This is a genomic window from Candidatus Didemnitutus sp. (assembly GCA_019634575.1).
Lineage (GTDB): Bacteria > Verrucomicrobiota > Verrucomicrobiia > Opitutales > Opitutaceae > Didemnitutus.
Genome location: JAHCAY010000002.1, coordinates 458134 through 479368, shown reverse-complemented (window position 1 = coordinate 479368; position 21235 = coordinate 458134). Strand labels below are relative to the sequence as shown.

Annotated in this window: 30 protein-coding genes; all 30 read left to right on the top strand. The window is 63.1% G+C overall.

Annotated features, from left to right (window positions below):
* Positions 1 to 8: 8 nt before the first annotated feature.
* The 30 genes from fusA (at position 9) to KF715_17015 (ending at position 21161) form a co-directional block, all read left to right on the top strand.
* Positions 9 to 2195 (top strand): elongation factor G, encoded by a 2187-nt coding sequence (gene fusA / locus KF715_17160; protein ID MBX3738429.1) that lies wholly within the window; start codon positions 9 to 11, stop codon positions 2193 to 2195.
* Positions 2196 to 2215: 20 nt separating this feature from the next.
* Positions 2216 to 2524 carry a 30S ribosomal protein S10 gene (gene rpsJ, locus KF715_17155; GenBank protein ID MBX3738428.1) on the top strand — a complete coding sequence of 103 codons (309 nt, stop codon included), beginning with the start codon at positions 2216 to 2218 and terminating at the stop codon, positions 2522 to 2524.
* Between the two features lie 106 nt (positions 2525 to 2630).
* Positions 2631 to 3272 carry a 50S ribosomal protein L3 gene (gene rplC / locus KF715_17150; protein ID MBX3738427.1) on the top strand — a complete coding sequence of 214 codons (642 nt, stop codon included), beginning with the start codon at positions 2631 to 2633 and terminating at the stop codon, positions 3270 to 3272.
* A 15-nt stretch (positions 3273 to 3287) separates the two neighbouring features.
* Entirely contained in the window at positions 3288 to 3920 is a 633-nt protein-coding gene (rplD, locus tag KF715_17145; protein MBX3738426.1) for a 50S ribosomal protein L4, read from the top strand.
* Positions 3920 to 4201 carry a 50S ribosomal protein L23 gene (gene rplW / locus KF715_17140; GenBank protein MBX3738425.1) on the top strand — a complete coding sequence of 94 codons (282 nt, stop codon included), beginning with the start codon at positions 3920 to 3922 and terminating at the stop codon, positions 4199 to 4201. The genes rplD and rplW overlap by 1 nt, the downstream gene beginning before the upstream one ends.
* Positions 4202 to 4214: 13 nt before the next feature.
* Positions 4215 to 5081 carry a 50S ribosomal protein L2 gene (rplB, locus tag KF715_17135; GenBank protein ID MBX3738424.1) on the top strand — a complete coding sequence of 289 codons (867 nt, stop codon included), beginning with the start codon at positions 4215 to 4217 and terminating at the stop codon, positions 5079 to 5081.
* 21 nt (positions 5082 to 5102) lie between these two features.
* Positions 5103 to 5381, top strand: coding sequence for a 30S ribosomal protein S19 (gene rpsS / locus KF715_17130; GenBank protein ID MBX3738423.1), 279 nt, complete (start codon positions 5103 to 5105; stop codon positions 5379 to 5381).
* Between the two features lie 37 nt (positions 5382 to 5418).
* Positions 5419 to 5757 carry a 50S ribosomal protein L22 gene (gene rplV / locus KF715_17125; protein MBX3738422.1) on the top strand — a complete coding sequence of 113 codons (339 nt, stop codon included), beginning with the start codon at positions 5419 to 5421 and terminating at the stop codon, positions 5755 to 5757.
* A 12-nt stretch (positions 5758 to 5769) separates the two neighbouring features.
* On the top strand, positions 5770 to 6399 hold the full coding sequence (rpsC, locus tag KF715_17120) for a 30S ribosomal protein S3 (GenBank protein MBX3738421.1): 630 nt from the start codon (positions 5770 to 5772) through the stop codon (positions 6397 to 6399).
* 68 nt (positions 6400 to 6467) lie between these two features.
* Complete coding sequence (rplP, locus tag KF715_17115) at positions 6468 to 6893, top strand: 50S ribosomal protein L16 (GenBank protein MBX3738420.1); 426 nt, start codon at positions 6468 to 6470, stop codon at positions 6891 to 6893.
* Positions 6894 to 6911: 18 nt separating this feature from the next.
* Complete coding sequence (gene rpmC / locus KF715_17110) at positions 6912 to 7118, top strand: 50S ribosomal protein L29 (protein MBX3738419.1); 207 nt, start codon at positions 6912 to 6914, stop codon at positions 7116 to 7118.
* Positions 7119 to 7141: 23 nt separating this feature from the next.
* Positions 7142 to 7507: a 30S ribosomal protein S17 gene (gene rpsQ, locus KF715_17105; GenBank protein ID MBX3738418.1), complete on the top strand. Its 366-nt coding sequence runs from the start codon at positions 7142 to 7144 to the stop codon at positions 7505 to 7507.
* A gap of 21 nt (positions 7508 to 7528) precedes the next feature.
* Positions 7529 to 7894: a 50S ribosomal protein L14 gene (gene rplN / locus KF715_17100; GenBank protein ID MBX3738417.1), complete on the top strand. Its 366-nt coding sequence runs from the start codon at positions 7529 to 7531 to the stop codon at positions 7892 to 7894.
* A 2-nt stretch (positions 7895 to 7896) separates the two neighbouring features.
* A complete protein-coding gene (locus KF715_17095) occupies positions 7897 to 8175 on the top strand; it encodes a 50S ribosomal protein L24 (protein ID MBX3738416.1) in 279 nt (92 codons plus the stop codon).
* 44 nt (positions 8176 to 8219) lie between these two features.
* Positions 8220 to 8795, top strand: coding sequence for a 50S ribosomal protein L5 (rplE, locus tag KF715_17090; GenBank protein MBX3738415.1), 576 nt, complete (start codon positions 8220 to 8222; stop codon positions 8793 to 8795).
* Positions 8796 to 8807: 12 nt separating this feature from the next.
* Complete coding sequence (gene rpsN / locus KF715_17085; GenBank protein ID MBX3738414.1) at positions 8808 to 9113, top strand: 30S ribosomal protein S14; 306 nt, start codon at positions 8808 to 8810, stop codon at positions 9111 to 9113.
* A 60-nt stretch (positions 9114 to 9173) separates the two neighbouring features.
* A complete protein-coding gene (rpsH, locus tag KF715_17080) occupies positions 9174 to 9566 on the top strand; it encodes a 30S ribosomal protein S8 (GenBank protein ID MBX3738413.1) in 393 nt (130 codons plus the stop codon).
* Between the two features lie 14 nt (positions 9567 to 9580).
* Positions 9581 to 10126, top strand: a complete 546-nt coding sequence (gene rplF / locus KF715_17075) for a 50S ribosomal protein L6 (GenBank protein MBX3738412.1) — start codon at positions 9581 to 9583, stop codon at positions 10124 to 10126.
* 27 nt (positions 10127 to 10153) lie between these two features.
* Positions 10154 to 10519: a 50S ribosomal protein L18 gene (gene rplR, locus KF715_17070; GenBank protein ID MBX3738411.1), complete on the top strand. Its 366-nt coding sequence runs from the start codon at positions 10154 to 10156 to the stop codon at positions 10517 to 10519.
* A gap of 69 nt (positions 10520 to 10588) precedes the next feature.
* A complete protein-coding gene (rpsE, locus tag KF715_17065) occupies positions 10589 to 11035 on the top strand; it encodes a 30S ribosomal protein S5 (protein ID MBX3738410.1) in 447 nt (148 codons plus the stop codon).
* 74 nt (positions 11036 to 11109) lie between these two features.
* Positions 11110 to 11556 (top strand): 50S ribosomal protein L15, encoded by a 447-nt coding sequence (gene rplO / locus KF715_17060; GenBank protein MBX3738409.1) that lies wholly within the window; start codon positions 11110 to 11112, stop codon positions 11554 to 11556.
* Positions 11557 to 11655: 99 nt separating this feature from the next.
* Positions 11656 to 13155 (top strand): preprotein translocase subunit SecY, encoded by a 1500-nt coding sequence (gene secY, locus KF715_17055; protein MBX3738408.1) that lies wholly within the window; start codon positions 11656 to 11658, stop codon positions 13153 to 13155.
* A gap of 13 nt (positions 13156 to 13168) precedes the next feature.
* Complete coding sequence (locus tag KF715_17050) at positions 13169 to 13636, top strand: nucleoside monophosphate kinase (GenBank protein MBX3738407.1); 468 nt, start codon at positions 13169 to 13171, stop codon at positions 13634 to 13636.
* Positions 13636 to 14409, top strand: a complete 774-nt coding sequence (map, locus tag KF715_17045; protein ID MBX3738406.1) for a type I methionyl aminopeptidase — start codon at positions 13636 to 13638, stop codon at positions 14407 to 14409. The genes KF715_17050 and map overlap by 1 nt, the downstream gene beginning before the upstream one ends.
* Positions 14410 to 14455: 46 nt before the next feature.
* A complete protein-coding gene (gene rpsM, locus KF715_17040) occupies positions 14456 to 14836 on the top strand; it encodes a 30S ribosomal protein S13 (protein ID MBX3738405.1) in 381 nt (126 codons plus the stop codon).
* A gap of 258 nt (positions 14837 to 15094) precedes the next feature.
* Positions 15095 to 15472, top strand: a complete 378-nt coding sequence (rpsK, locus tag KF715_17035) for a 30S ribosomal protein S11 (GenBank protein MBX3738404.1) — start codon at positions 15095 to 15097, stop codon at positions 15470 to 15472.
* 25 nt (positions 15473 to 15497) lie between these two features.
* The gene (rpsD, locus tag KF715_17030) at positions 15498 to 16109 is read left to right on the top strand and encodes a 30S ribosomal protein S4 (GenBank protein MBX3738403.1); all 612 of its coding nucleotides are present in this window, start codon (positions 15498 to 15500) and stop codon (positions 16107 to 16109) included.
* A gap of 54 nt (positions 16110 to 16163) precedes the next feature.
* Positions 16164 to 17165 (top strand): DNA-directed RNA polymerase subunit alpha, encoded by a 1002-nt coding sequence (locus KF715_17025; protein MBX3738402.1) that lies wholly within the window; start codon positions 16164 to 16166, stop codon positions 17163 to 17165.
* Between the two features lie 151 nt (positions 17166 to 17316).
* Positions 17317 to 17820 (top strand): 50S ribosomal protein L17, encoded by a 504-nt coding sequence (gene rplQ, locus KF715_17020; protein ID MBX3738401.1) that lies wholly within the window; start codon positions 17317 to 17319, stop codon positions 17818 to 17820.
* Between the two features lie 251 nt (positions 17821 to 18071).
* Positions 18072 to 21161, top strand: a complete 3090-nt coding sequence (locus KF715_17015) for a hypothetical protein (GenBank protein MBX3738400.1) — start codon at positions 18072 to 18074, stop codon at positions 21159 to 21161.
* Positions 21162 to 21235 lie beyond the last annotated feature (74 nt).

Genomic DNA, 21235 nt, shown 5'->3' with positions numbered 1-21235 from the left:
TCCACGCAATGTCTTCTCCGATCAACATCACCGTCGTCACCGACAAGGCCAAGGTCTCCCCGGCCAACGCCAAGGACCGTCCGTTCCCGCTCGAGTGGACGCGCAACATCGGCATCGCCGCGCACATCGACGCCGGCAAGACCACGACGACTGAGCGCATTCTTTTCTACTCCGGCGCCGTCCACAAGATGGGCGAAGTCCACGAAGGCACCACGGTGACCGACTGGATGGAGCAGGAGCGCGAGCGCGGCATCACGATCACCGCCGCCGCCATTTCCTGCGCCTGGAACGCTTCCTTCGGTCCCTGGAAGGGGATCAAGCAGCGCATTAACATCATCGACACGCCCGGACACGTAGACTTCACCGCCGAAGTCGAGCGCTCCATGCGCGTGCTCGACGGTGCTGTCGCGGTGTTCTGCGCGGTCGCCGGCGTGCAACCGCAGTCCGAGACCGTGTGGCGCCAGGCCAACAAATACGGCGTTCCGCGCGTGGCGTTCGTCAACAAGATGGACCGCACCGGTGCCAACTTCTTCCGCGCCGTCGACGAGATGCGCGAGAAGCTCAAGGCCAACGCGCATCCGCTCTACATCCCGATGGGCCAGGAGGAAAACTTCAACGGCCTCATCGACCTCGTTCAGAACATCGCCTACAAGTTCGACGACACGACCGATCAGCTCGGCATGAATCCGGTGACAAGCCCGATCCCCGCCGAATACGCCGCCCAGGCGAAGGAATACCGCGAGAAACTCATCGAAGCCGTCTCCGATTTCGACGACGTCATCGCGAACAAGTATCTCGAAGGCCAGGAAATCACCACCGAGGAATTCATCCTCGCCGTCCGCAAGGCCACGGTCTCGATGAAATTCACGGGCGTGATCCCGGGCTCCGCGTTTAAGAAGAAGGGCGTGCAGCGTCTCCTCGACTGCGTCGTCAACTATCTCCCGAACCCGATCGATGTTCCGCCGATGAAGGGTCAGGACAGCTCCGGCAACGCCGTTGAAGCAGTCGTGGACGACAAGGCGAAGCTCGCCGGTCTCGCGTTCAAGCTCTGGACCGACCCGTTCGTCGGCAAGCTCGTGTTCTACCGCGTCTACACCGGCGTGGTGAAGCGCGGCATGTCCCTCTACAATCCCCGCACCCGCCGCTCCGAGCGCGTCTCCCGTCTCGTGCTCATGCGCGCGATGGACCGCGAGGAAATCGAACTGGCTTATGCGGGCGACATCTGCGCGCTCGTCGGCGTCAAGGACGTCATCACCGGCGACACGCTGTGCGATGAGGACTTCGACATTCGTCTCGAGCCCCCGTCCTTCCCCGAGCCCGTCATCGCGATGTCGATCGAGCCGAACTCGAAGGGCGACCAGGAAAAGCTCGGCGTCGCGCTGCAGCGCCTCGTCGCTGAAGATCCGACTCTCCGCGTCAAGACCGACCAAGACACCGGCCAGACGATTCTCGCCGGCATGGGCGAGTTGCACCTCGAAATCATCGTCGACCGCATGAAGCGCGAGTTCAAGGTCGAGGCGACCGTGGGCAAGCCGCAGATTGCTTATCGCGAGACCGTCACCGGCTCCGCGGACGGCGTCGGCAAGTTCATCCGCCAGTCCGGTGGCAAAGGCCAATACGGCCACGTCGTCGTCAAGATCGAGCCGAACGAAAAGGGCAAGGGCATCGAAGTCATCAACGAAATCGTTGGCGGCGTCATCCCGAAGGAATTCATCAAGCCCGCCACCGACGGCATCATGGAAGGCGCGAACAACGGCGTCGTCGCCGGCTACCCGGTCGTCGATGCGATCATCCGCATCATCGACGGTTCCTTCCACGAAGTCGACTCGTCGGAACTCGCGTTCAAGATGGCCGGCATCTTCGCCTTCAAGGAAGCGATGAAGGTCGCGAAGCCGATCCTCCTCGAGCCGATCATGGGCGTCGAAGTCACCACGCCGGAAGATTACCAAGGCGACCTGATGGGCGACATCAACCGCCGCCGCGGTCAGATCCAAGGCATGGAAAACAAGAACGGCGCGTGCATCATCTCCGCCCACGTTCCGCTCGAAATGCTCTTCGGTTACGTGACGGACATCCGCTCCCTCTCAAAGGGCCGCGCGTCCGCCTCGATCACGCCGTCGCACTTCGCCCAGGTCCCGAACAACCTTTTGGCCAAGATCGTCGAGACCTCCTCGAAGGCCCCGGCCCGCACCTAAACCCACGTTCTTTATCCGCCATGAAAGGCCAACGCATTCGCATCAAACTCCAGGGTTTCGATTACCGTGTGATCGACCAGTCCGCCCTGGAAATCGTCGAAACCGCCAAGCGCTCCGGCGCGCGCGTCTCGGGCCCGATCCCGCTGCCCACCCGCATCGAGAAACTGTCCGTCAACCGCTCGCCGCACGTCGACAAGAAGTCGATGGAGCAGTTCGAGAGCCGCACTCACAAGCGCCTCATCGACATCCTCGAGCCGACCGCGCAGACGGTCGACGAACTCAAGAAACTCAACCTGCCGTCCGGCGTCGATATCACGATCAACGTCTAACGCTCAACTTTCAGACAGTCACTTTAGCAGCCACCGGTGGCTTCAATCGCCGGATTGCTAATGTAGGTCTAAACCAAACGGAAACCCTCCACCTACCACTTAGCCTATGATCACTACTCTATTAGGCAAAAAACTCGGGATGACCCAGGTCTACGACGCACAAAACGTGCTCGTGCCGGTCACCGTCGTGGAAGCCGGCCCCTGCCCGGTTGTCCAAGTCAAGACCGTCGAGACCGACGGTTATAACGCCGTCCAGCTCGGCTTCGGCGCCCTCAAGGCGAAGAACGCGAGCAAGGCCGAAGCCGCGCACGCCAAGAAGGCCGGCCTCGAAACCGCGCCCCGCGTGCTCAACGAAGTCCGTCTCGCCGCCGCTCCCACGGTCAAAGCCGGCGACGTCGTCACCGTCACCGCCTTCACCGAAGGTCAGACGATCGATGTCATCGGCATTTCCAAGGGCAAAGGCTTCCAAGGCGTCGTGAAGAAGCATGGTGCCGCCGGCGGTCCCGCCGCACACGGCTCGATGTTCCACCGCCGCATCGGCTCGATCGGTATGCGCCAGACGCCCGGTCGCTCCTGGAAGAACCAGTCGATGCCCGGCCACATGGGTTCGCAGCGCCGCACGGTGCAGAACCTCAGCGTCGTGAAAATCATCGCCGACAAGAACCTCATTCTTGTTCGCGGCGCGATCCCGGGCGCCAACGGTGACGATGTCATCATCCGCGCCGGCAAGAAGGCCAAGAAAGCCTAAGGAGACTGAACCAACATGAAGCTCAAAGTTTACAGCTCCGACGCCAGCAAGACCTCCGAAATGGAGTTCAACGTCCCGACCTTCGAAGGCAATAAGGGCGTTCAAGCCGTCAAGGAAGTCGTCGTCGCCCACCGCGCCAACGCCCGCCAAGGCACCCGCTCCACTAAGACCCGCGGCGAAGTTCGCGGCGGTGGCAAGAAGCCGTGGAACCAAAAGGGTTCCGGCCGCGCCCGCGCCGGCTCGTCCCGCTCGCCGCTCTGGAGCGGTGGTGGCGTCGTGTTCGGCCCGAAGCCCCGCGACTTCTCCAAGAAGATCAACAATAAGGTCAAGGCCCTCGCCTTCGCCCGCGCGCTCTTCGATCGCGCCTCTGCCGGCGAAGTCGACGTGATCGAGGCGTTCTCGCCCGCTCAGCCGAAGACCAAGCTCATGAACAAGGTCGTCCGCACGATCGCCCCGAAGGGTTCCGTGCTCCTCGTCGACGCCCCGTTCACCGCCGAGGCCTCTCGCGCCGCGCGCAACCTCGACCGCGTCTCCACCACGGAAGCCGCGAAGCTCAACACTCTCGATCTCGTGCAATATTCGAAGATCGTCGTCTCCACCAAAGCGCTCGAGACCATCCTCGCCCGCGCCAACGGAGGTCAGTCATGATCAGCGCCGATAAAGTTCTCAAAAACATGCGCCTGACGGAGAAGGCCTCCAAGCTCTCCTCCAACTACGGCCAATACACGTTCGAGGTTTATCCCTCCGCCACGAAGCACACCGTGCGCGAAGCCGTCGAGGCGACCTTCAAGGTCACCGTCACGCGCGTGAACATCCAAAACATCAAGGGCAAGCCGAAGCGTTCCCGCACGGGCCGCCCGACGCAGAAGTCCGACAGCAAGCGCGCCATCGTCACCCTCAAGCAGGGCGACAAGATCGAGCTCGTCTGAGGAAACACCCGCCATGGCTATCAAAACTTTCCGTCCTCTCACCGCCGCGCTCCGCTTCACCGAGCTGAACCGCCCGGAGGAGATTTCCAACAAGCGCCCCGAGCGCTCGCTGGTTGAGCACAAGAACAAGACCGGCGGCCGCAACACCTACGGCCGCATCACGTCGCGTCGTCGCGGCGGCGGTCACAAGAAGCTCTACCGCATCATCGATTTCAAGCGCGCCAAGCTCGACATGCCCGCGAAGGTTCAGGCGATCGAATACGATCCCAACCGCTCCGCGCTGCTCGCGCTCCTCGCTTACACCGACGGCACCAAGGCCTACATCATCGCTCCGAAGGGTCTCAAGGTCGGTGACTCGATCTACAGCGCGCTGAAGACCGACACCAACGACTATCGCCCGGGCAACAGCTTCCCGCTGTCCGTCATCCCGGCCGCGACGAAGGTCCACGCCGTCGAACTGCTCCCGGGACGCGGCGCCCAGCTCGCCCGCTCGGCCGGCACCTCCGTCGAACTCGTCGCCGTCGAGAACGGCATGGCGCAGCTCAAGATGGCTTCCGGCGAGACCCGCCTCGTGAACGCCAACTGCCGCGCCACCATCGGCGAGGTCGGCAACGAAGACCACAGCAAGCGCAAGCTCGGCAAGGCCGGCCGCAATCGCTGGCTCGGCAAGCGCCCGCGCGTCCGCGGTATGGCGATGAACCCGATCGATCACCCCAACGGTGGCGGTCAGGGCAAGTCCAAGGGTGGTGGCGGCCGCCAGCACCTCGTGTCGCCGTGGGGCCAGCTCGCGAAGGGTTTCCCGACGCGCCGCCGCTCCAAGCCGTCCAACTCCCTCATCCTTACCCGCAAGAACGGCCGTCCGCCGCGCGGCAAGAAGTAAACCACTTAACGACTACCCAACATGGCTCGTTCCATCAAAAAAGGTTTCTTCGTCGACTACCACCTGCTCGAGAAAATCGAGAAGGCGGCCAAGTCCAGCGGTGCGCGCAAGCCCATCCAGACCTGGAGCCGGCGCTCGACCATCACGCCCGACTTCGTCGGCCACACCTTCAACGTTCACAACGGCAAGGCCTTCATCGCGGTGTATGTCACCGAGAACATGGTCGGCCACAAGCTCGGCGAGTTCGCCCCGACGCGTATCTTCAAGGCGCACGGCGGCATGACCCGTAAGGAAATCTAACCTGCGCGCATAGCCGAAACCCGAACCCGATCCGAACATGGAAATTCAAGCTCTCACCAAAAACGCGCGCATGTCGCCGAAGAAGGTGCGCGAGGTCGCCAACGAAATCCAGGGCCGCTCCGTGCCCGAGGCCACCGACCTCCTCTCCCTCATCCCGCGCAAGTCCGCCCGCCTCCTCGCCAAGACGCTCAAGAGCGCCGTCGCGAACGCGGAGAACAACCACAACCTCTCGGCCGACAAGCTCGTCGTCCACCGCGCCCTCGTCGAGTGCGGCCCGGTCCTGAAGCGCTTCAAGGCCGGCGCCCGCGGCTCCGCCAAGCCGCGCGTCAAGCGCATGTCCCACCTCCGCATCGTCCTCTCGGACAGCAAAGCCTAACGCCTCACCACCATGGGTCAAAAAACCAATCCTACCGGTTTCCGCCTCGCTGTCCGCCGCAACTGGCAATCCCGCTGGTTCGCCCGCAAGAAGGACTTCGCGAAGCTCCTCCACGAAGACCAGATCATCCGTGACACCCTCATGGAGAAACTGAAGCAGGCCTCCGTGCCGCGCATCTTCATCGAGCGCGCCGGCAACCGCGTCCGCGTGAAGATCTTCACCGCCCGCCCCGGCATTGTCATCGGCAAGAAGGGCCAGGAAGTCGAAAACATGAAGGTCCAGCTCGGTAAGATTACCGGCAAGGAAGTCCTGCTCGACATCCAGGAAGTGAAGAAGCCCGAGATCGAGGCCCAGCTCGTCGCCGAGAACGTCGCCCTCCAGCTCGAGCGCCGCGTCGCCTTCCGCCGCGCGATCAAGAAGTCCGTGCAGATGGCCATGAGCCTCGGCGCCGACGGCATCAAGATCCAGTGCTCGGGCCGTCTCGGTGGCGCCGACATCGCGCGCCGCGAATGGCAGCGCCAGGGTCGCATCCCGCTCCACACCCTCCGCGAGAACATCGACTACGGATTCGCCGAAGCCCGCACCGTCTGGGGCAAGATCGGCGTCAAGTGCTGGATCTGCAAAAAGGACGAATCCAACTAACGAAACAGCGCTAAGCTCTAAGCTCTAAGCTTAAAGCTTAACGCCTACCGCTTAAAGCTACTCAAGCCATGTCCGCTCTCCAACCGTCCCGCACCAAATACCGTAAAGCGATGAAGGGCTCCCGCGCTGGCAATGCCAAGCGCGGCAACACGCTCGCCTTCGGTGAATTTGGCCTGCAATCCCTCTCCCGCGGTCCCATGACCGGTCGCCAGATCGAAGCCGCCCGCGTCACCATCGCCCGCCATCTCAAGCGCAAGGGCAAACTCTGGATCCGCGTGTTCCCCCACAAGCCCGTCACCAAGAAGCCCGCCGAAGTGCGCATGGGTCAAGGTAAGGGCCCGGTCGAATACTACACCGCGACCATCAAGCCCGGCGCCGTCCTCTTCGAACTCGCCGGCGTTCCCGCTACCATCGCGAAAGAGGCCTTCCGCCTCGCCGACGCCAAGCTGCCCTTCCGCTGCCGTTTCATCCAGCGCGAAGGCGTGGCCGTCTAACCACAGGAGAACGTCACCATGACTTCCAAGGAAATCCGCGAACTCTCGCCCGCCGAGATCACCACCAAGCTCCGCGCCACCCGCGACGAGCTCCTCCAGCTCCGCCTGCGCAAGCACACCGGCCAGGTCGAGAAGCCGCACACGATCCGCGTCCTCCGCAAGGACATCGCGCGCCTCGAGACCATCCTCACCGAGAAAAAATCCAAGAAGACCGCCGCTGCCTAAGGCGCGCGTAACCGCTCAAGACCATGTCTACTCACGCACGTCACGCCGCCCGCAAGACCGAGATCGGTTTTGTCACCTCCAAGATGGGCGACAAATCCGTCAAGGTCACCGTCCCCTACAAGACGCCGCACCCACTTTACGGCAAAGTCATCAACCGCAAGACCGTCCTCCACGTCCACGACGAGAAGAACGAGTCCAAGGTCGGTGACAAGGTCGAGGTCATGGAGACCCGCCCGATGAGCCGCCTCAAGCGCTGGCGCGTCGTCCGCGTCGTCGAAGCCGCCGTCCAGCCGATCGGCGCTGCCGTCACCGAGACGGACGTCGCCGCTGTCGTCCCGACCAAGACCACCAAAGCCAACGAGTCCGCCGCCGCGGCCCCGAAAGCCTAACCGCACGAGGAGAACAACACCATGATCCAGATGCGTTCCATTCTCGACATCGCCGACAACACCGGCGCGCGCCGCGCGTCCATGATCGGCCGTATCGGTCAGAACACCCGCTACGCGCACGTCGGCGACATCATCACCGTCAACATCAAGGAGAGCAGCACCGACGCCACGGTTAAGAAGGGTGAGGTCCACAAGGCCGTCATCGTCCGCACCAAGGCGCCCCTCCGTCGCGCCGACGGCAGCTACCTCCGCTTCGACAGCAACGCCATCGTCATCATCGGCGATGACGGCAACCCGAAGGGCACCCGCATCTTCGGCCCCGTCGCCCGCGAGCTCCGCGCGAAGAACTACATGAAGATCATCTCCCTCGCCCCGGAGGTCCTCTGACCATGCAAAAATTCCATATCAAGAAGAACGACCAGGTCATCGTCATCTCCGGCTCCCACAAGGGCAAGACCGGCAAAGTCCTCGAAGTCCTCGCGTCCAAGAACCGCGCGGTCGTCGAAGGCGTGGCAATGATCAAGAAGCACCTGAAGAAGTCGCAGGAAAATCCTCAGGGCAAAATCGCCGAGCGCGAAGGTTCGATCCACGTCTCGAATCTCATGCTCCAATCCCGCTTCGACGCCTCGAAGAAGCGCGCCAAGAAAACCGAAGCCAAGAAGGCCTAACGCCTCTTAATTAATTCGCCCGCTTGGAAACCGGGCACCCGAAAATGAGCAAAGACACCGTCCCGCCTCTCAAGAAAGCCTACTTCGATCAAGTCGTGCCCGCCCTCATGGCGTCGCGCAGCTACAAGAACAAACACCAGGTTCCCAAGCTCGAGAAGATCGTCCTCAACACCGGCATCGGCGCCGAAGCCGATAAGAACCAGATCGCCGACACCGCGCGCGACATGGGCCTCATCGCCGGCCAGAAGCCGATCCTCAACAAGTCCCGCAAGGCCATCGCCAACTTCAAGCTGAAGCAAGGCCAGGTCGTCGGCTGCAGCGTCACCCTCCGCGGCGACGCCATGTGGCACTTCCTCATGCGCCTCCTCGCGGTCGCGCTGCCCACCATCCGCGACTTCCGCGGCGTGCCGAACAAGCTCGACGGCCAGGGCAACTACAACATCGGCATCACCGACTTCACCATCTTCCCCGAGATCACCGTCGAAAGCGCCAAGCGCCACATGGGTCTCGACATCACCCTCGTCACCTCCGCTCACACCGACGACGAGGCCCGCGAGCTCCTCAAGCTTCTCGGCATGCCGTTCCGCCGCACCGAGCAGGCCGCCGCCAAATCCGCCTAACCTTCCCGCACCATGCCGAAGACCTCCTCCATCGAGCGCAACAAGAAGCGCATCAAGCTCGCCGACAAGTTCGCCGCCAAGCGCGCCGAGCTGAAGGCCATCCTTTCGAATCCCGCCACCACCGACGAGGAATTCTACGCCGCCCAGAAGAAGCTCCAGAAGCTTCCCCGCAACTCCGCCAAGGAGCGCATCCGCAACCGCTGCTCCATGAGCGGCCGTCCGCGCGGCTTCAACCGCAAGTTCGGCGTGTCCCGCCTGACCTTCCGCGAGCTCGCGCTCGCCGGCAAGATCCCCGGCGTCACCAAGTCCTCCTGGTAAACCCTTTGGCCCACGGGGGTCGGATATGACCCGCGCGGCCCAGTCCAACAACATCCAACCATGACCGATCCGATCAGTGATTTCCTGACCCGCCTCCGCAATGCGTCGAAGGCCGGCCAGTCCCAGTGCGTCGCCCCGCACTCCAAGATGAAGGAGAGTCTCGCGACGATCCTCAAAGCCGAAGGCTTCGTCCGCGAAGTCACTTCCGGCACCGACGAGCGCGGCCACAAGACGCTCATCGTCGCTCTCAAATACGTCGACAACACCCCGGTCATCACCGGCCTCAAGCGTGAGTCGACCCCGGGCCGTCGCGTGTATTTCAGCTATACCGACCTCCCGCGCGTCCTCAACGGCCTCGGCATGGCCATCGTCTCGACGTCCAAGGGCCTCATGAAGGACCAGGACGCCCGCCGCAACAAGCTCGGTGGCGAGCTCGTCTGCACCGTCTGGTAAGGAGCACCCGCACCATGAGCAGAATTGGCAAACAACCCGTTCAGATTCCCGACAAGGTCAAGATCGACATCAAAGGCACCACGGTGTCCGTCGACGGCCCCAAGGGCAAAGTCTCCAAGACCTTCGCGCCCGTCGTGAAGATCGAGAAGAAGGACAACACGATCGTCGTTTCCCCCACCGAGGAGACCCGTTTCTCCAAGGCCATGTATGGCACCGCCCGCTCGGTCATCGCCGGCATGGTGAAGGGCGCCGCAGTCGGCTACCTCAAGGAACTCGAGATCCAAGGCGTCGGTTTCAAAGCCGCGCTGAAGGGCAAGCAGCTCGACCTCTCGCTCGGCTACTCGCATCAGATCCTCCACGACATCCCCGAAGGCATCAAGGTCACCGTCACCGACGGCACGAAGCTCAAGGTCGAAGGCGCTGACAAACAGCTCGTCGGCCAGGTCACTTCCGAGATCCGCGCCTACTACCCGCCCGAGCCTTACAAGGGCAAGGGTGTCCGCCTCGTCGGCGAGTTCGCCGAGCGCGTCCGCCGCAAGGAAGGCAAGACCGTCGCCTAACGCCACCATCCGAAAGGCCGCATAACCATGTCCAATACCATTCGCAAAGCCGCGCTCCTCCAGAAGCGCAAGTGGCGCATCCGCAAGACGGTCACCGGCACTGCCGCCCGTCCGCGCCTCTCCGTCAAATTCTCCGGCAAACACATCTACGCGCAGGCCATCGACGACGCCGCGGGCAAGACCCTCGTGTTCCTCTCCACGCTCGACGCCGACGTGAAGAAGCAGAACGCCAAGGGCAACGTCTCCGGCGCCAAGCTCGTCGGCAGCGCCTTCGCCGCCAAGGCCAAGGCCGCCGGCATCGCTTCCGTCGTGTTCGACCGCAACGGCCGCCGCTTCCACGGCCGCGTCAAAACCTTCGCCGACGCCGCGCGCGAAGGCGGCCTCCAATTCTAAACACCGCCCATGGCTAACAACAACAGGTCCTATTCCGCCAACTCGTCCGCTGACAGCGCCGAGTCCGGCATGATCGAGAAGGTCGTCTACATCAACCGCTGCGCCAAGGTGGTGAAGGGTGGTCGTCGTTTCAGCTTCTCCGCTCTCGCCGTCGTCGGCGACGGCAAGGGCAACGTCGGCATCGGCTACGGCAAGGCGAACGAAGTTCCCGACGCCATCAAGAAGTCGACCGAAGCCGCCAAGAAGCGTCTCTACCCGGTCAAGCTCCGCGGTGACACCATCCCGCACGAAGTCCTCGGCCAATACGACGGTGGCAAAGTGTTCCTTCGCCCCGCGACCCCCGGCACCGGCCTCATCGCCGGCGGCGGCGTCCGCGCCGTCCTCGAAGCCGCAGGCGTGAAGAACGTCCTCACGAAGTCGATGGGTTCCAAGAACCACATCGCCGTCGTGCACGCCACCTTCAACGGCCTCCGCAAGCTCCGCATGGCCGAAGACTTCAAGGCCGCTCGCGCCTGATCGAAAAACTAATCCGAGTCGCCCTTCGCCGGAGTAGGCGAGGGGCGGCGACCCAAACTTAGGAATCCAAGAAAATGCGTCTCCACACTCTCAAGAACGTCAAAGGTGCCACCCACCGTCGCAAGCGCGTCGGTTGCGGCGAAGGCGGCGGCCACGGCAAAACGTCCGGCAAGGGCGGCAAGGGCCAGACCGCTCGCTCGGGCGGCTCGATCCGTCCCGGCTTCGAAGGCGGCCAGATGCCCCTTTACCGCAAGCTCCCGCACCGCGGCTTCAACAACTACAACTTCCGCACCAGCTACGCCGTCGTGAATGTCGGCGATCTCGCGAAGCTCGACGCCTCGGTCACCGAGGTGAACGTCGAAGCACTCGTGAAAGCCGGCCTGATCCGCGCCGATGGCGCGCTGCTCAAGATCCTCGGCGACGGCGAAATCACCCGCGCGCTGAAGGTCACCGCGGCGAAGTTCACCGGTTCCGCCAAGGAAAAGATCGAGAAAGCCGGCGGCCAGGCGATCGTCGCCTGAGCGCTGTATCGCATCTCAAGATGGCGGACCGCGGAACTCCCCGAGTTACCCGGTCCGCTTTCTGCGTCTAGTCAGTAGCCCCAGTTTTTCCTCACCGACATGTTTTCTGCCTTCACGAACTCGATGAAGATTCCCGAGCTCCGCTCGCGAATCCTCTACACGTTGTCGCTGCTCTTCGTGGCACGCGTCGGCGCTCACATCCCGCTGCCGGGTCTCGACCCGCAGCCGCTCCTCAAGTTCTTCGAGGAGCAGACCGCCAACGGTGGCGGCGCCCTCGTGGGGCTCTACAACATGTTCACCGGCGGCGCGCTCCTCAAGGGTGCCGTCTGCGCGCTCGGCATCATGCCCTACATCAGCGCGTCCATCATCTTCCAGCTGATGACTGCCGTCGTGCCGCAGCTCAGCCGCCTCCAGCAGGAAGGCGACGTCGGTCGGCAGAAGCTCACGCAATACACGCGCTACCTCACGGTCGCAATCTGCGTGGTTCAAGGCGTGCTGCTCATCCTCGCGCTCGAGAATCCCGCCCGCCTGTTCCAAGGCTACGACATCAACCACTACGGTTCGATCGTGCTCGTGAACAAGGGCTGGTTCCTCGTCACCTCCACGGTCTTCATGACCGCCGGCACGCTCCTCATGATGTGGCTCGGTGAGCAGATCACCCAGCGCGGCATCGGCAACGGCGTCTCGCTGCTCATCACGGTCGGCATTCTCGCCGACATCCCGGGCGCCGCGATGTCCACCTACCAGCTCTTCTTCGCGCCGGTCGGCACCGCCAGCCTCGGCCTTCCGCAGGCCGTGATGATGATCGCGCTCTTCCTCATCGTGACGATGGGCATCATCGCCGTCACGCAGGGGCAGCGCAAAATTCCGGTCCAATACGCGAAGCGCGTCGTCGGCCAGAAGGTCTACGGCGGCCAGAGCTCGTTCCTCCCGCTCAAGGTCAACTACTCGGGCGTCATGCCCGTCATCTTTGCGAGCGCCATCCTGCTCTTCCCGACGCAGATTTTCTCCCAGCTCGGCGCCGCATTCGACATCAAGATCCTCATCGAGATGGCCAATGCGCTCACCCGCGGCCACTGGAGCTACTACGTTTTCGATGCGCTGCTGATCCTGTTCTTCAGCTATTTCTGGGTGTCGGTCATGTTCAAGCCGATCCAGGTCGCCGATGACCTGAAGAAATACGGCGGCTACATTCCCGGCGTGCGCCCCGGCGAGCCGACCGCGAGCTTCCTCGACTTCGTGATGACCCGCCTCACGCTCGCGGGCGCGATTTTCCTCACGATCATCGCGATCATCCCGGACGGCCTGCTGAACTTCTTCAAGGTCCCGCCCCGCGTCGCCTACTTCTTCGGCGGCACCGGCATGCTCATCACCGTCGGCGTCATCCTCGACACGATGCGCCAGATCGAGACGTTCCTCCTGCAGCGTCACTACGACGGCTTCCTCAAGAAGGGCCGTATCCGTGGCCGCAGCACCTCCGCGCAGATGGCGCTGGGCGAGGCCGCCTCGGACAAGACTGTCATGCAGCTCGTTGCCGTCATGGTGGTTATCCTGCTCGTCGGTCTCGGCGCGTGGGCTATCCGCAAGTTCGCTCTTTAATCGCTTTACTTCAGTGGAAAGGGCTGAACACTCCAGCGCCTTTTCCGCCCTCGCATCTGCGAAGGCGAAGCTAGTTCTCCTTGGTCCAATCGGTCTGCTTCACGCGGACCTCCTAAACCAGGCCCGTTCTTTCTCAATTGAGCACGTCTCTCCTGCTTCTCTCGTGCAACAGGAGATTTCGCGACGCACGACGCTCGGCCAAAAAGCCGCGGCATCGCTCGCTCGCTCCGGCTCCGGCCTGAGCGACGACCTCACCCTCGCGGTCCTCCGCAAGTGGTTTTGGGCGCGCAAACCCGATGCGGGATTCCTTCTCGAAGGTTTCCCGGCTACGCTGCTCCAAGCAAAAGTGTTCGACGAGTGGGTCGAAGCCCGCGGTGAAATTCTCACCGCCGTCCTCGCCTCCGACTCCGCTTCCGCGGAGGTCGCAACACACTACCGCACGCAAGGGCTCCTCACGGGAGCCGCTCGCATCGCCGCCTGATGTCTATCCCCATTAAAAACGCGGAGGGCGTCCGTCGGATGCGCGAAGCCTGCAGCATCGCCGCCACTGTTTTGGCGAAGATGAAGGAGCAGGTCCGGCCCGGTATCACCACCTACGACTTGGATCAGATCGGTCGCGAAATCATCGCGTCGTTCGGCGCCCGCAGCGCCTGTTACGGCTACCAGTTGCACGCGAGCCGCTATCCCGCCTACACCTGCCTTTCGGTCAACGAAGAGGTCGTCCACGGCATCGGCTCGCTCAAGCGCATCCTGCGCCAGGGCGATATCATCTCGCTCGACGTCGTGGTCGAATACAACGGCTACATCGGCGACAACGCCACCACCGTTCCCGTCGGCCCGATCGCCCCGCGCGTCGCCGAACTCCTCAAGATCACCGAGGAAGCCCTCGCGATCGGCATTGCGCAGGCCCAGGTCGGCAACCGCATCGGCGACATCTCGCACGCCGTGCAGACCTACGTCGAAGCCGCCGGCTTCAGCGTGGTTCGCGAAATGGTCGGCCACGGGGTGGGGCAGTCGATGCACGAAGAGCCGCAGATCCCGAACTTCGGCCGGAAAAACTCCGGCGAGAAGATCAAGCCCGGCATGACGCTCGCGATCGAACCCATGGTGAACATGGGCCGCTACGCGGTCCGCACGCTGAGCGATCACTGGACGGTCGTCACCGCCGACGGCCAGCCCTCCGCGCACTTCGAACACACCGTGCTCACGACCGACTCCGGCCCCGAGATCCTCACGATCCCGCGCGCCTCCTGATTTTTCCCAACTTAAACCTAAACTCTCAACTTAAACTCCTAACAACATGCCTCGTCTCCTCGGCGTCGAACTCCCCGCCAAAAAGAAGATCGGATATTCCCTCCGATACATCTACGGCATTGGCCCTGCCCGTGCTGACCAGATCATCGAGATCGCTGGTCTCGATGCCAACATGCGCGCTTCGGATCTCACCGAAGAGCAGCTGAACAAGATCCTCCACATCATCACCGACAACAAGTGGGTGGTGGAAGGCGATCTCCGCCGCGAAATCGCGGGCAATCTCAAGCGCCTCCAAGCGATCAATTGCTACCGTGGCATCCGCCATCGTCGCGGCCTCCCCGTCCGCGGCCAGCGCACCAGCACCAACGCCCGCACCCGCAAGGGCCCGCGCAAGACCGTTGGCGTCACCAAGGCCAAGGAAGCTTAATTCTAAAAACACATCTCCATGTCCGAAGAGAAATCCGCTCCGAAGAAGGAAAAGGCGCCCAAGAAGGACGCCGCTGCTGGCGCCGCCGCGCCCGCCGCTGAGAAGCCCGCCAAGGCCCCCAAGGCCCCGAAGGCCGACGCTGCCGCCGAAGGCGCTGCGCCCGCCGCCCCGGTCGAGCCCGCGAAGCCCGTCGAACTCGTCGGCGGCGTTCCGAAGGCCCCGTCCGCCGAAGACCTCCTCAAGGAAGAGCTCGGCACCATCAAGGTCCGCAAGGCCAAGGGTTCCAAGAACGTCACCTCCGGCGTCGCCAACGTCACCGCGACGTTCAATAACACGATCGTCTCGATCACCGACGCCAAGGGCAACGTGATCTCCTGGTCGTCCGCCGGTAAGTGCAATTTCCGCGGCTCCCGCAAGTCCACCGCCTACGCCGCGCAGGTCGTCGCTCAAGACGCCGCCCGCAACGCCATGGCGCACGGCCTCAAGGAAGTTCAGATCCGCGTCAGCGGTCCCGGCCTCGGTCGCGACTCCGCCATCCGCGGACTCCAAGCCATCGGCCTGGAAATTTCCTCCATCATCGACGTCACCCCGGTGCCGCACAACGGCTGCCGCCCGCGCAAGCGTCGTCGCGTCTAACCTCAACCTTTAAGCAACTCCTACCATGGCCCGTTATACCGGACCCACCACTCGCGTCAGCCGCCGCTTCGGCACCTACGTCCTCGGTTCTGCCAAGGTTCTCGAGCGCCGCAACTTCCCGCCCGGCCAGCACGGCCCGAAGTCCCGCCGCAAGCTCTCCGAATACGCCGTCGGCCTCGCCGAGAAGCAGAAGCTCCGCTTCATCTACGGCCTCCTCGAGCGCCAATTCCGCCGCGTCTTCGCGGTCGCGAAGAAGGAACGCGGCGTTACCGGCGAGCGCTTCCTGCAGCTCCTCGAGACGCGTCTCGACAGCGTCGTTTACCTCCTCGGTTTCGCCAAGAGCCGCGCCCAGGCGCGCCAGCTCGTCAACCACGGCCACGTGAAGGTCAACGGCCGCAAGGTCGACATCGCCAGCTACACGCTCAATGCCGGCGACACCATCGAGATCAAGGCCTCGAACAACTCCCGCCAAATCGTCACGAAGTCCGTCGAAGAGAGCCGCGCTCGCGTGGTTCCCGGTTGGCTGACGCGCAACGACGAAGCGCTTTCCGCGGTTGTCAACCGCCTCCCCACGCGCGATGAGATGGACCCGTCCATCAACGAGCAGCTCATCGTCGAGTTCTACTCGCGCTTCTAATCCATTGTTTTGCCGGTCGCTCCAACTCAACTTCTCCACTCAGAGATAAATCACATGCCCAAGCGTCTCGGAAAATTCGAACTCCCCTCCAAACTTACCAAAGTCGAGGAGGGCGCCACCAATACTTACGCCAAGTTCATCGCCGAGCCCTTCGAAGCCGGCTATGGCCACACCGTCGGCAATTCGCTCCGCCGCGTGCTCCTCTCGTCCATCGAGGGCAGCGCCATTAGCTCGATCAAGATCGACGGCGTGAACCACGAGTTCCAGTCCATCGACGGCGTCGTCGAGGACGTCACCGACATCGTCCTTAACCTGAAGAAAATCCTCATCGTCTCCGAAAAGCGCGAGCCGATGAAGCTCCTCCTCAAGGTCAACAAGGAAGGCCCCGTCACCGCCGCCGACATCCAGCTCGACGCTGGCGTCAAGCTCATCAACCCCGATCAGGTCATCTGCACCCTCGACACGAAGCGCGCCTTCGAAGCCGAGATCGAGATCAAGACCGGTCGCGGCTACTGCCCCGGCGAAGAGAACAAGAAGGAAGACCAAGCCATCGGCGTCATTCCGATCGACTCGCTCTTCTCGCCCGTGCGCCTCGTCCGCTACGCGGTCGAAAACACCCGCGTCGGCCAGATCACCGATTACGACAAGCTCGTCCTCGAAGTCTGGACGGACGGCCGCATCACGCCGGACGACGCCCTCAAGCAATCCGCCTCGATCCTCAAGCACCACCTCGACGTGTTCGATCGCGTCTCGCAGGAGAGCTACGAGTTCGAGTCGCAGGCCGCCGAGGTCTCCGAAGAGCAGAACAAGCTCCGCAAGCTGCTCAACATGTCCGTCAACGAGATCGAGCTCTCGGTCCGTGCGGCGAACTGCTTGAACAACGCGAACATCACCACGGTCGGCGAGCTCGCCATGAAGACCGAGCAGGAGATGCTCAAGTATCGCAACTTCGGCAAGAAGTCGCTCAACGAAATCAAGGAGAAGCTCGAAGCCCTCGGCCTCTCGCTCGGCATGAAGTTCGACGAGCGCCTCCTCGAGACCAAGAAGGAACTCTAAGCCGATCCGCTTTCCGCCGAAGACTCGCGACCCACCGCCGCGAGTCTTTGTGTCGAAGGCGCCTAAAACTTAATCCCGGCTCTCGCGCCGTCCGCTGCCGCCCAACGCTGCGACCGGATTGCCGATCGGGAGCCGATAACCCAACCAGACAATGCGTCACAATAAACACCACGCCTCCCTCGGCGTCACCCGCGAGCACCGTTCCGCGATGCTCTCCAACATGGGTGCCTCCCTCATCAAGCACGGTCGCATCGAGACCACCCTCACGAAGGCCAAGGCCCTGCGCCCCTTCATCGAGAAGGTGATCACGAAGGCCAAGAAGGCCGCCGCGCTCCCGAAGGAAAACGGCAAGCTCTCCGCTTCCGCCATCCACCTGCGCCGCCTCGCGCTGAAGGACATTCGCGATGAAGGTGCCGTCACGGTGCTCTTCAACGAGAAGGTCGCCCAATTCGAGAAGCGCTCCGGCGGCTACACCCGCATCTACAAGCTCGCTCCCCGCCGCGTCGGCGACGCCGCCGAGATGGCGCTGATCGAGTTCGTCGGTGCCGAGGACCAGGGCTACAAGAAGTCCAAGGGCGCCAAGAAGGCGAAGAAGACCAAGGCCGCCGCTCCGGCTGCCGACGCCGCTCCCGCCGCCGAAGCCCCCAAGGCTTAAGCTCGCGAAAAGCTAAACACTCTCGACGCGCCGCGCTCTCCCGAGCCGGCGCGTTTTTCTTTGGGCGACCACTGCCGACGATCGCACTCCTCGCTCTCCCGGAAGCTCCGGTGTGCTCACGCCCCAGCGGCGATGCGCTCGTTTAGATCGGCTCTGGTAGCAGTGCGCCTGCTCAAGTGGGTCAGAATAACAATCTCCCTCGTCACGCGGCGACCGCTCGCGTAAGAGCGAAGGGTCCATCTTTCGTTGTCATGAGCCGACGTCACATCCGCTTGCTTGCTTCGTTGATCATCGCTGCTGCGTTTTGGGGCAGCGAACTTTCCGCCCGATCGCTCCGCGATTTCCCTGCGCTCGACGCCTGGATCTCGAAAGCACCGGGCATGGAGCTCAATTTGTCCCGCGTGGACACGCCCCACGGTCCGGGCATGCGCTTCGACTACGATTTCCAAATCTCCGGCAACTTCGCGCTGATCCACCAGAATTGCGATCTGCCCGTGTCGGGTAATTTCGAGCTCAGCTTCTGGCTCAAGGCGGATTCGCCGGACAACAACCTCGAGATCAAGTTGGAGGACGTCACTGGCAACACGTATTGGTATCGCCGCGACTCCTACCGCTGGCCGAAGGAGTGGACGCACATCGTGCTGCGCAAGCGACTCATCACATTCGCCTGGGGACCGAAATCCTCGGCCGAGCTCAGCCAACTCAAGTCGATCGAGTTCGTCGTGTCCGCCAGCGGTGCCGGCAAGAAGGGCGTGCTCCAGTTGGCAGGCCTCACGATCACTCCGCTGGGCGACTACGGCAAATTCGGCGATCCGATCACGGCGATCACGAGCAACGTGCCTTCAACCGCGCACGACGCGTGGCGGACGGCCGGTCCCGTCAACGAGGCCGAAGTGGATCTCCACTTCGCGAACCCCATCGAGTTCGGCGGCCTCGAGATCGAGTGGCAGCCGTCCATGGCGCCGGTCTCTTACGACGTCCTCACGTCGATCGACGGCGCCGCCTGGAAACTCGCGCGGACGGTCGAGCAGCCGAATCGCAACATCGACTTCGTGTTCACGCCCGACGCGGAAGCGCGCGTGATTCGCCTCCGTGCCAAGGCCCACTCCGCGGCGATCGGGCTCAAGCGGGCGAAGCTGCTGCCTCCCGCATTGACCAACACCGGTGCGGGTTTGCTGAAAGCCTCCGCACAATCGTCTCCGCCCGGATACTACCTTCGCCACCTGCTGAACCAGCAGGCGTATTGGACGCTCGTCGGCTACAGCGGCGGCAAGGAAAAGGCGCTGATCTGCGAGGACGGCCAAATCGAATTGGCCAAAGGCAAGCCGAGCATCGATCCGTTCGTCGTGGTCGACGGCAAAGTCCATCACTGGGCGAACACCGAGGAGACGCAGGGCCTGTTGGACGACTATCTGCCGCTGCCGTGGGTCGAACGCTCCGGGCCGATCGGCCTGCGTGTCTCCAGCTTCGCCACCGAGGACGCCGGCGGCACGGTGTATGCCTGCTACACGCTGACCAACCACGAGCCGATCGCGAAGCAGGCCAAGCTGGTCCTCGCGCTTCGTCCCATTCAGGTCAACCCGGAGTGGCAGCACAGCGGCGTCCAATCTGAGATCAAGAACCTGACCGTGACGCCGAGCGCGCTGTCCTTTGGCCCGGAGCAGAAAATTTTCCTGCTCACTCCGGCCGATCAAGTCGGCGCGACGACTTTTGCGGACGGCGAGATGGGACGTCGGTTGCAGTTCGGCGAACTGCCGAGTAGCGCCGCCGCGGAGGACTCCGCCGGCCTCGCGTCCGGGTTTGCCGCCTACGACGTCACCCTCGCGCCGGGCGAATCCAAGAGCTTTTGGTGGCGCTACAGCGTGAATGGACCGTCCGACGCGGGCGCGAAGACCGCCACCGAGGCCGTCGCCCTCGAGCGCAAGATCGCCGACGAATGGCGCAGCGCTCTGGCGTCGGTGAAAATTCAACTCCCCGAGAGCGAGCAGCGGCTGGTGAATCTCATCCGCTCGAACCTCGCCTACATCATGATCAATCGCGACGGCGTGCGGCTCCAGCCCGGCAGCCGCAACTACAACCGTTCATGGATACGCGACGGCGCGTTGATGAGTGCGGCGATGATGCACTTCGGCGTCATGGAGCCCGCGCGCGAATTCATCGAGTGGTATACGCCGTTTGTCCGCGCGGACGGCTACGTGCCGGCCATCATCGAGAACGACCAGCCTTTGCCCACGTTGGAGTGCGACTCCTTCGGCCAATACATCTACCTCGTCGCCGAATACTGGAAATTCAGCCGCGACGCGGCGTTCGCCGAACGCTACTTCCCAGTCGTCCAGCGCGTCGCCGACTACATCGGGAAATTGCACCGCGAAGGGCAGGAGGCCTATCGCGGCGCGGCCGGCAAGGAGGCGCTGTATTTCGGCCTGTTGCCGCCGTCGATCAGTCACGAAGGCTACGGCTCGCCCGTCCACTCTTATTGGGACAACTACTTCGCGATTCTCGGCCTGAAGGAAGCTGCCGACCTGGCCGTGGCTGTTGGGCAATCCGACGCCGCCGCGCGCTATCGGGCGGTCGCGGCCGATCTGCGCCAGGACGTCGTGGCCTCGATCGTGGCCACCGCCAAGTTCTACCAGATCGACGAGATCGCCAGCTGCCCCGATTACGGCGAGGGCGACCCGAGCGGCGTGTCGATCCTCGTGAATCCGTGCAACGAGATGTCCTTCATGCCGCGTGATCTCTTGAAGAATACGTTCGATGCCTACTACGCCCGTTGCGTGGCGCGCGCCGACGGCACGACGAAATGGAGCGGCTACACGCCCTATGAATTTCGCAACATCGGCGTGTTCGCCCGCTACGGCGACAAGGAGCGCGCGATGTGGCTGATGCGCTGGTTCGCCAAGGACACGCGCCCGATGGGTTGGAATCACTGGGCGGAGGTCGTCTTCAACGATCTTCGTGCGCCCGTCTACATCGGCGACATGCCGCACACGTGGTGCGCCGCCGAGTTCGTGCGCGAGATTCGCGACTACTTCACCTACGAGGAGGATTTGGACAAATCACTCGTGTTCTGCTCCGGCGTGCCAGCGGAATGGCTGCACGGTCGCGGCATCGAAGTGCAGGATCTGCCCACGGCCTACGGCCGCATCAGCCTGAAGGCCGCAGCACAGGGCGACACCGATGCCTATCAAGTGACCGGGCAGGTCGCCGCCCCCGGCGGCATCTGGCTCGTCGCGGCGCGCAACGAGACGCCGAAAAAGGTGACCATCGACGGTCAGTCCGTGGCTCCGGCAAAACGGATCAAGTTGCCGGCATTGCCGGTGCGCGTCGAATTCAGCTACTGACCGCGTTTCGGCGAAGCGTTCGGCCGGGCCGGCTCGTTCCCGCAGTCTCCGCTCGTGGCGGCGGAGACTGTCTT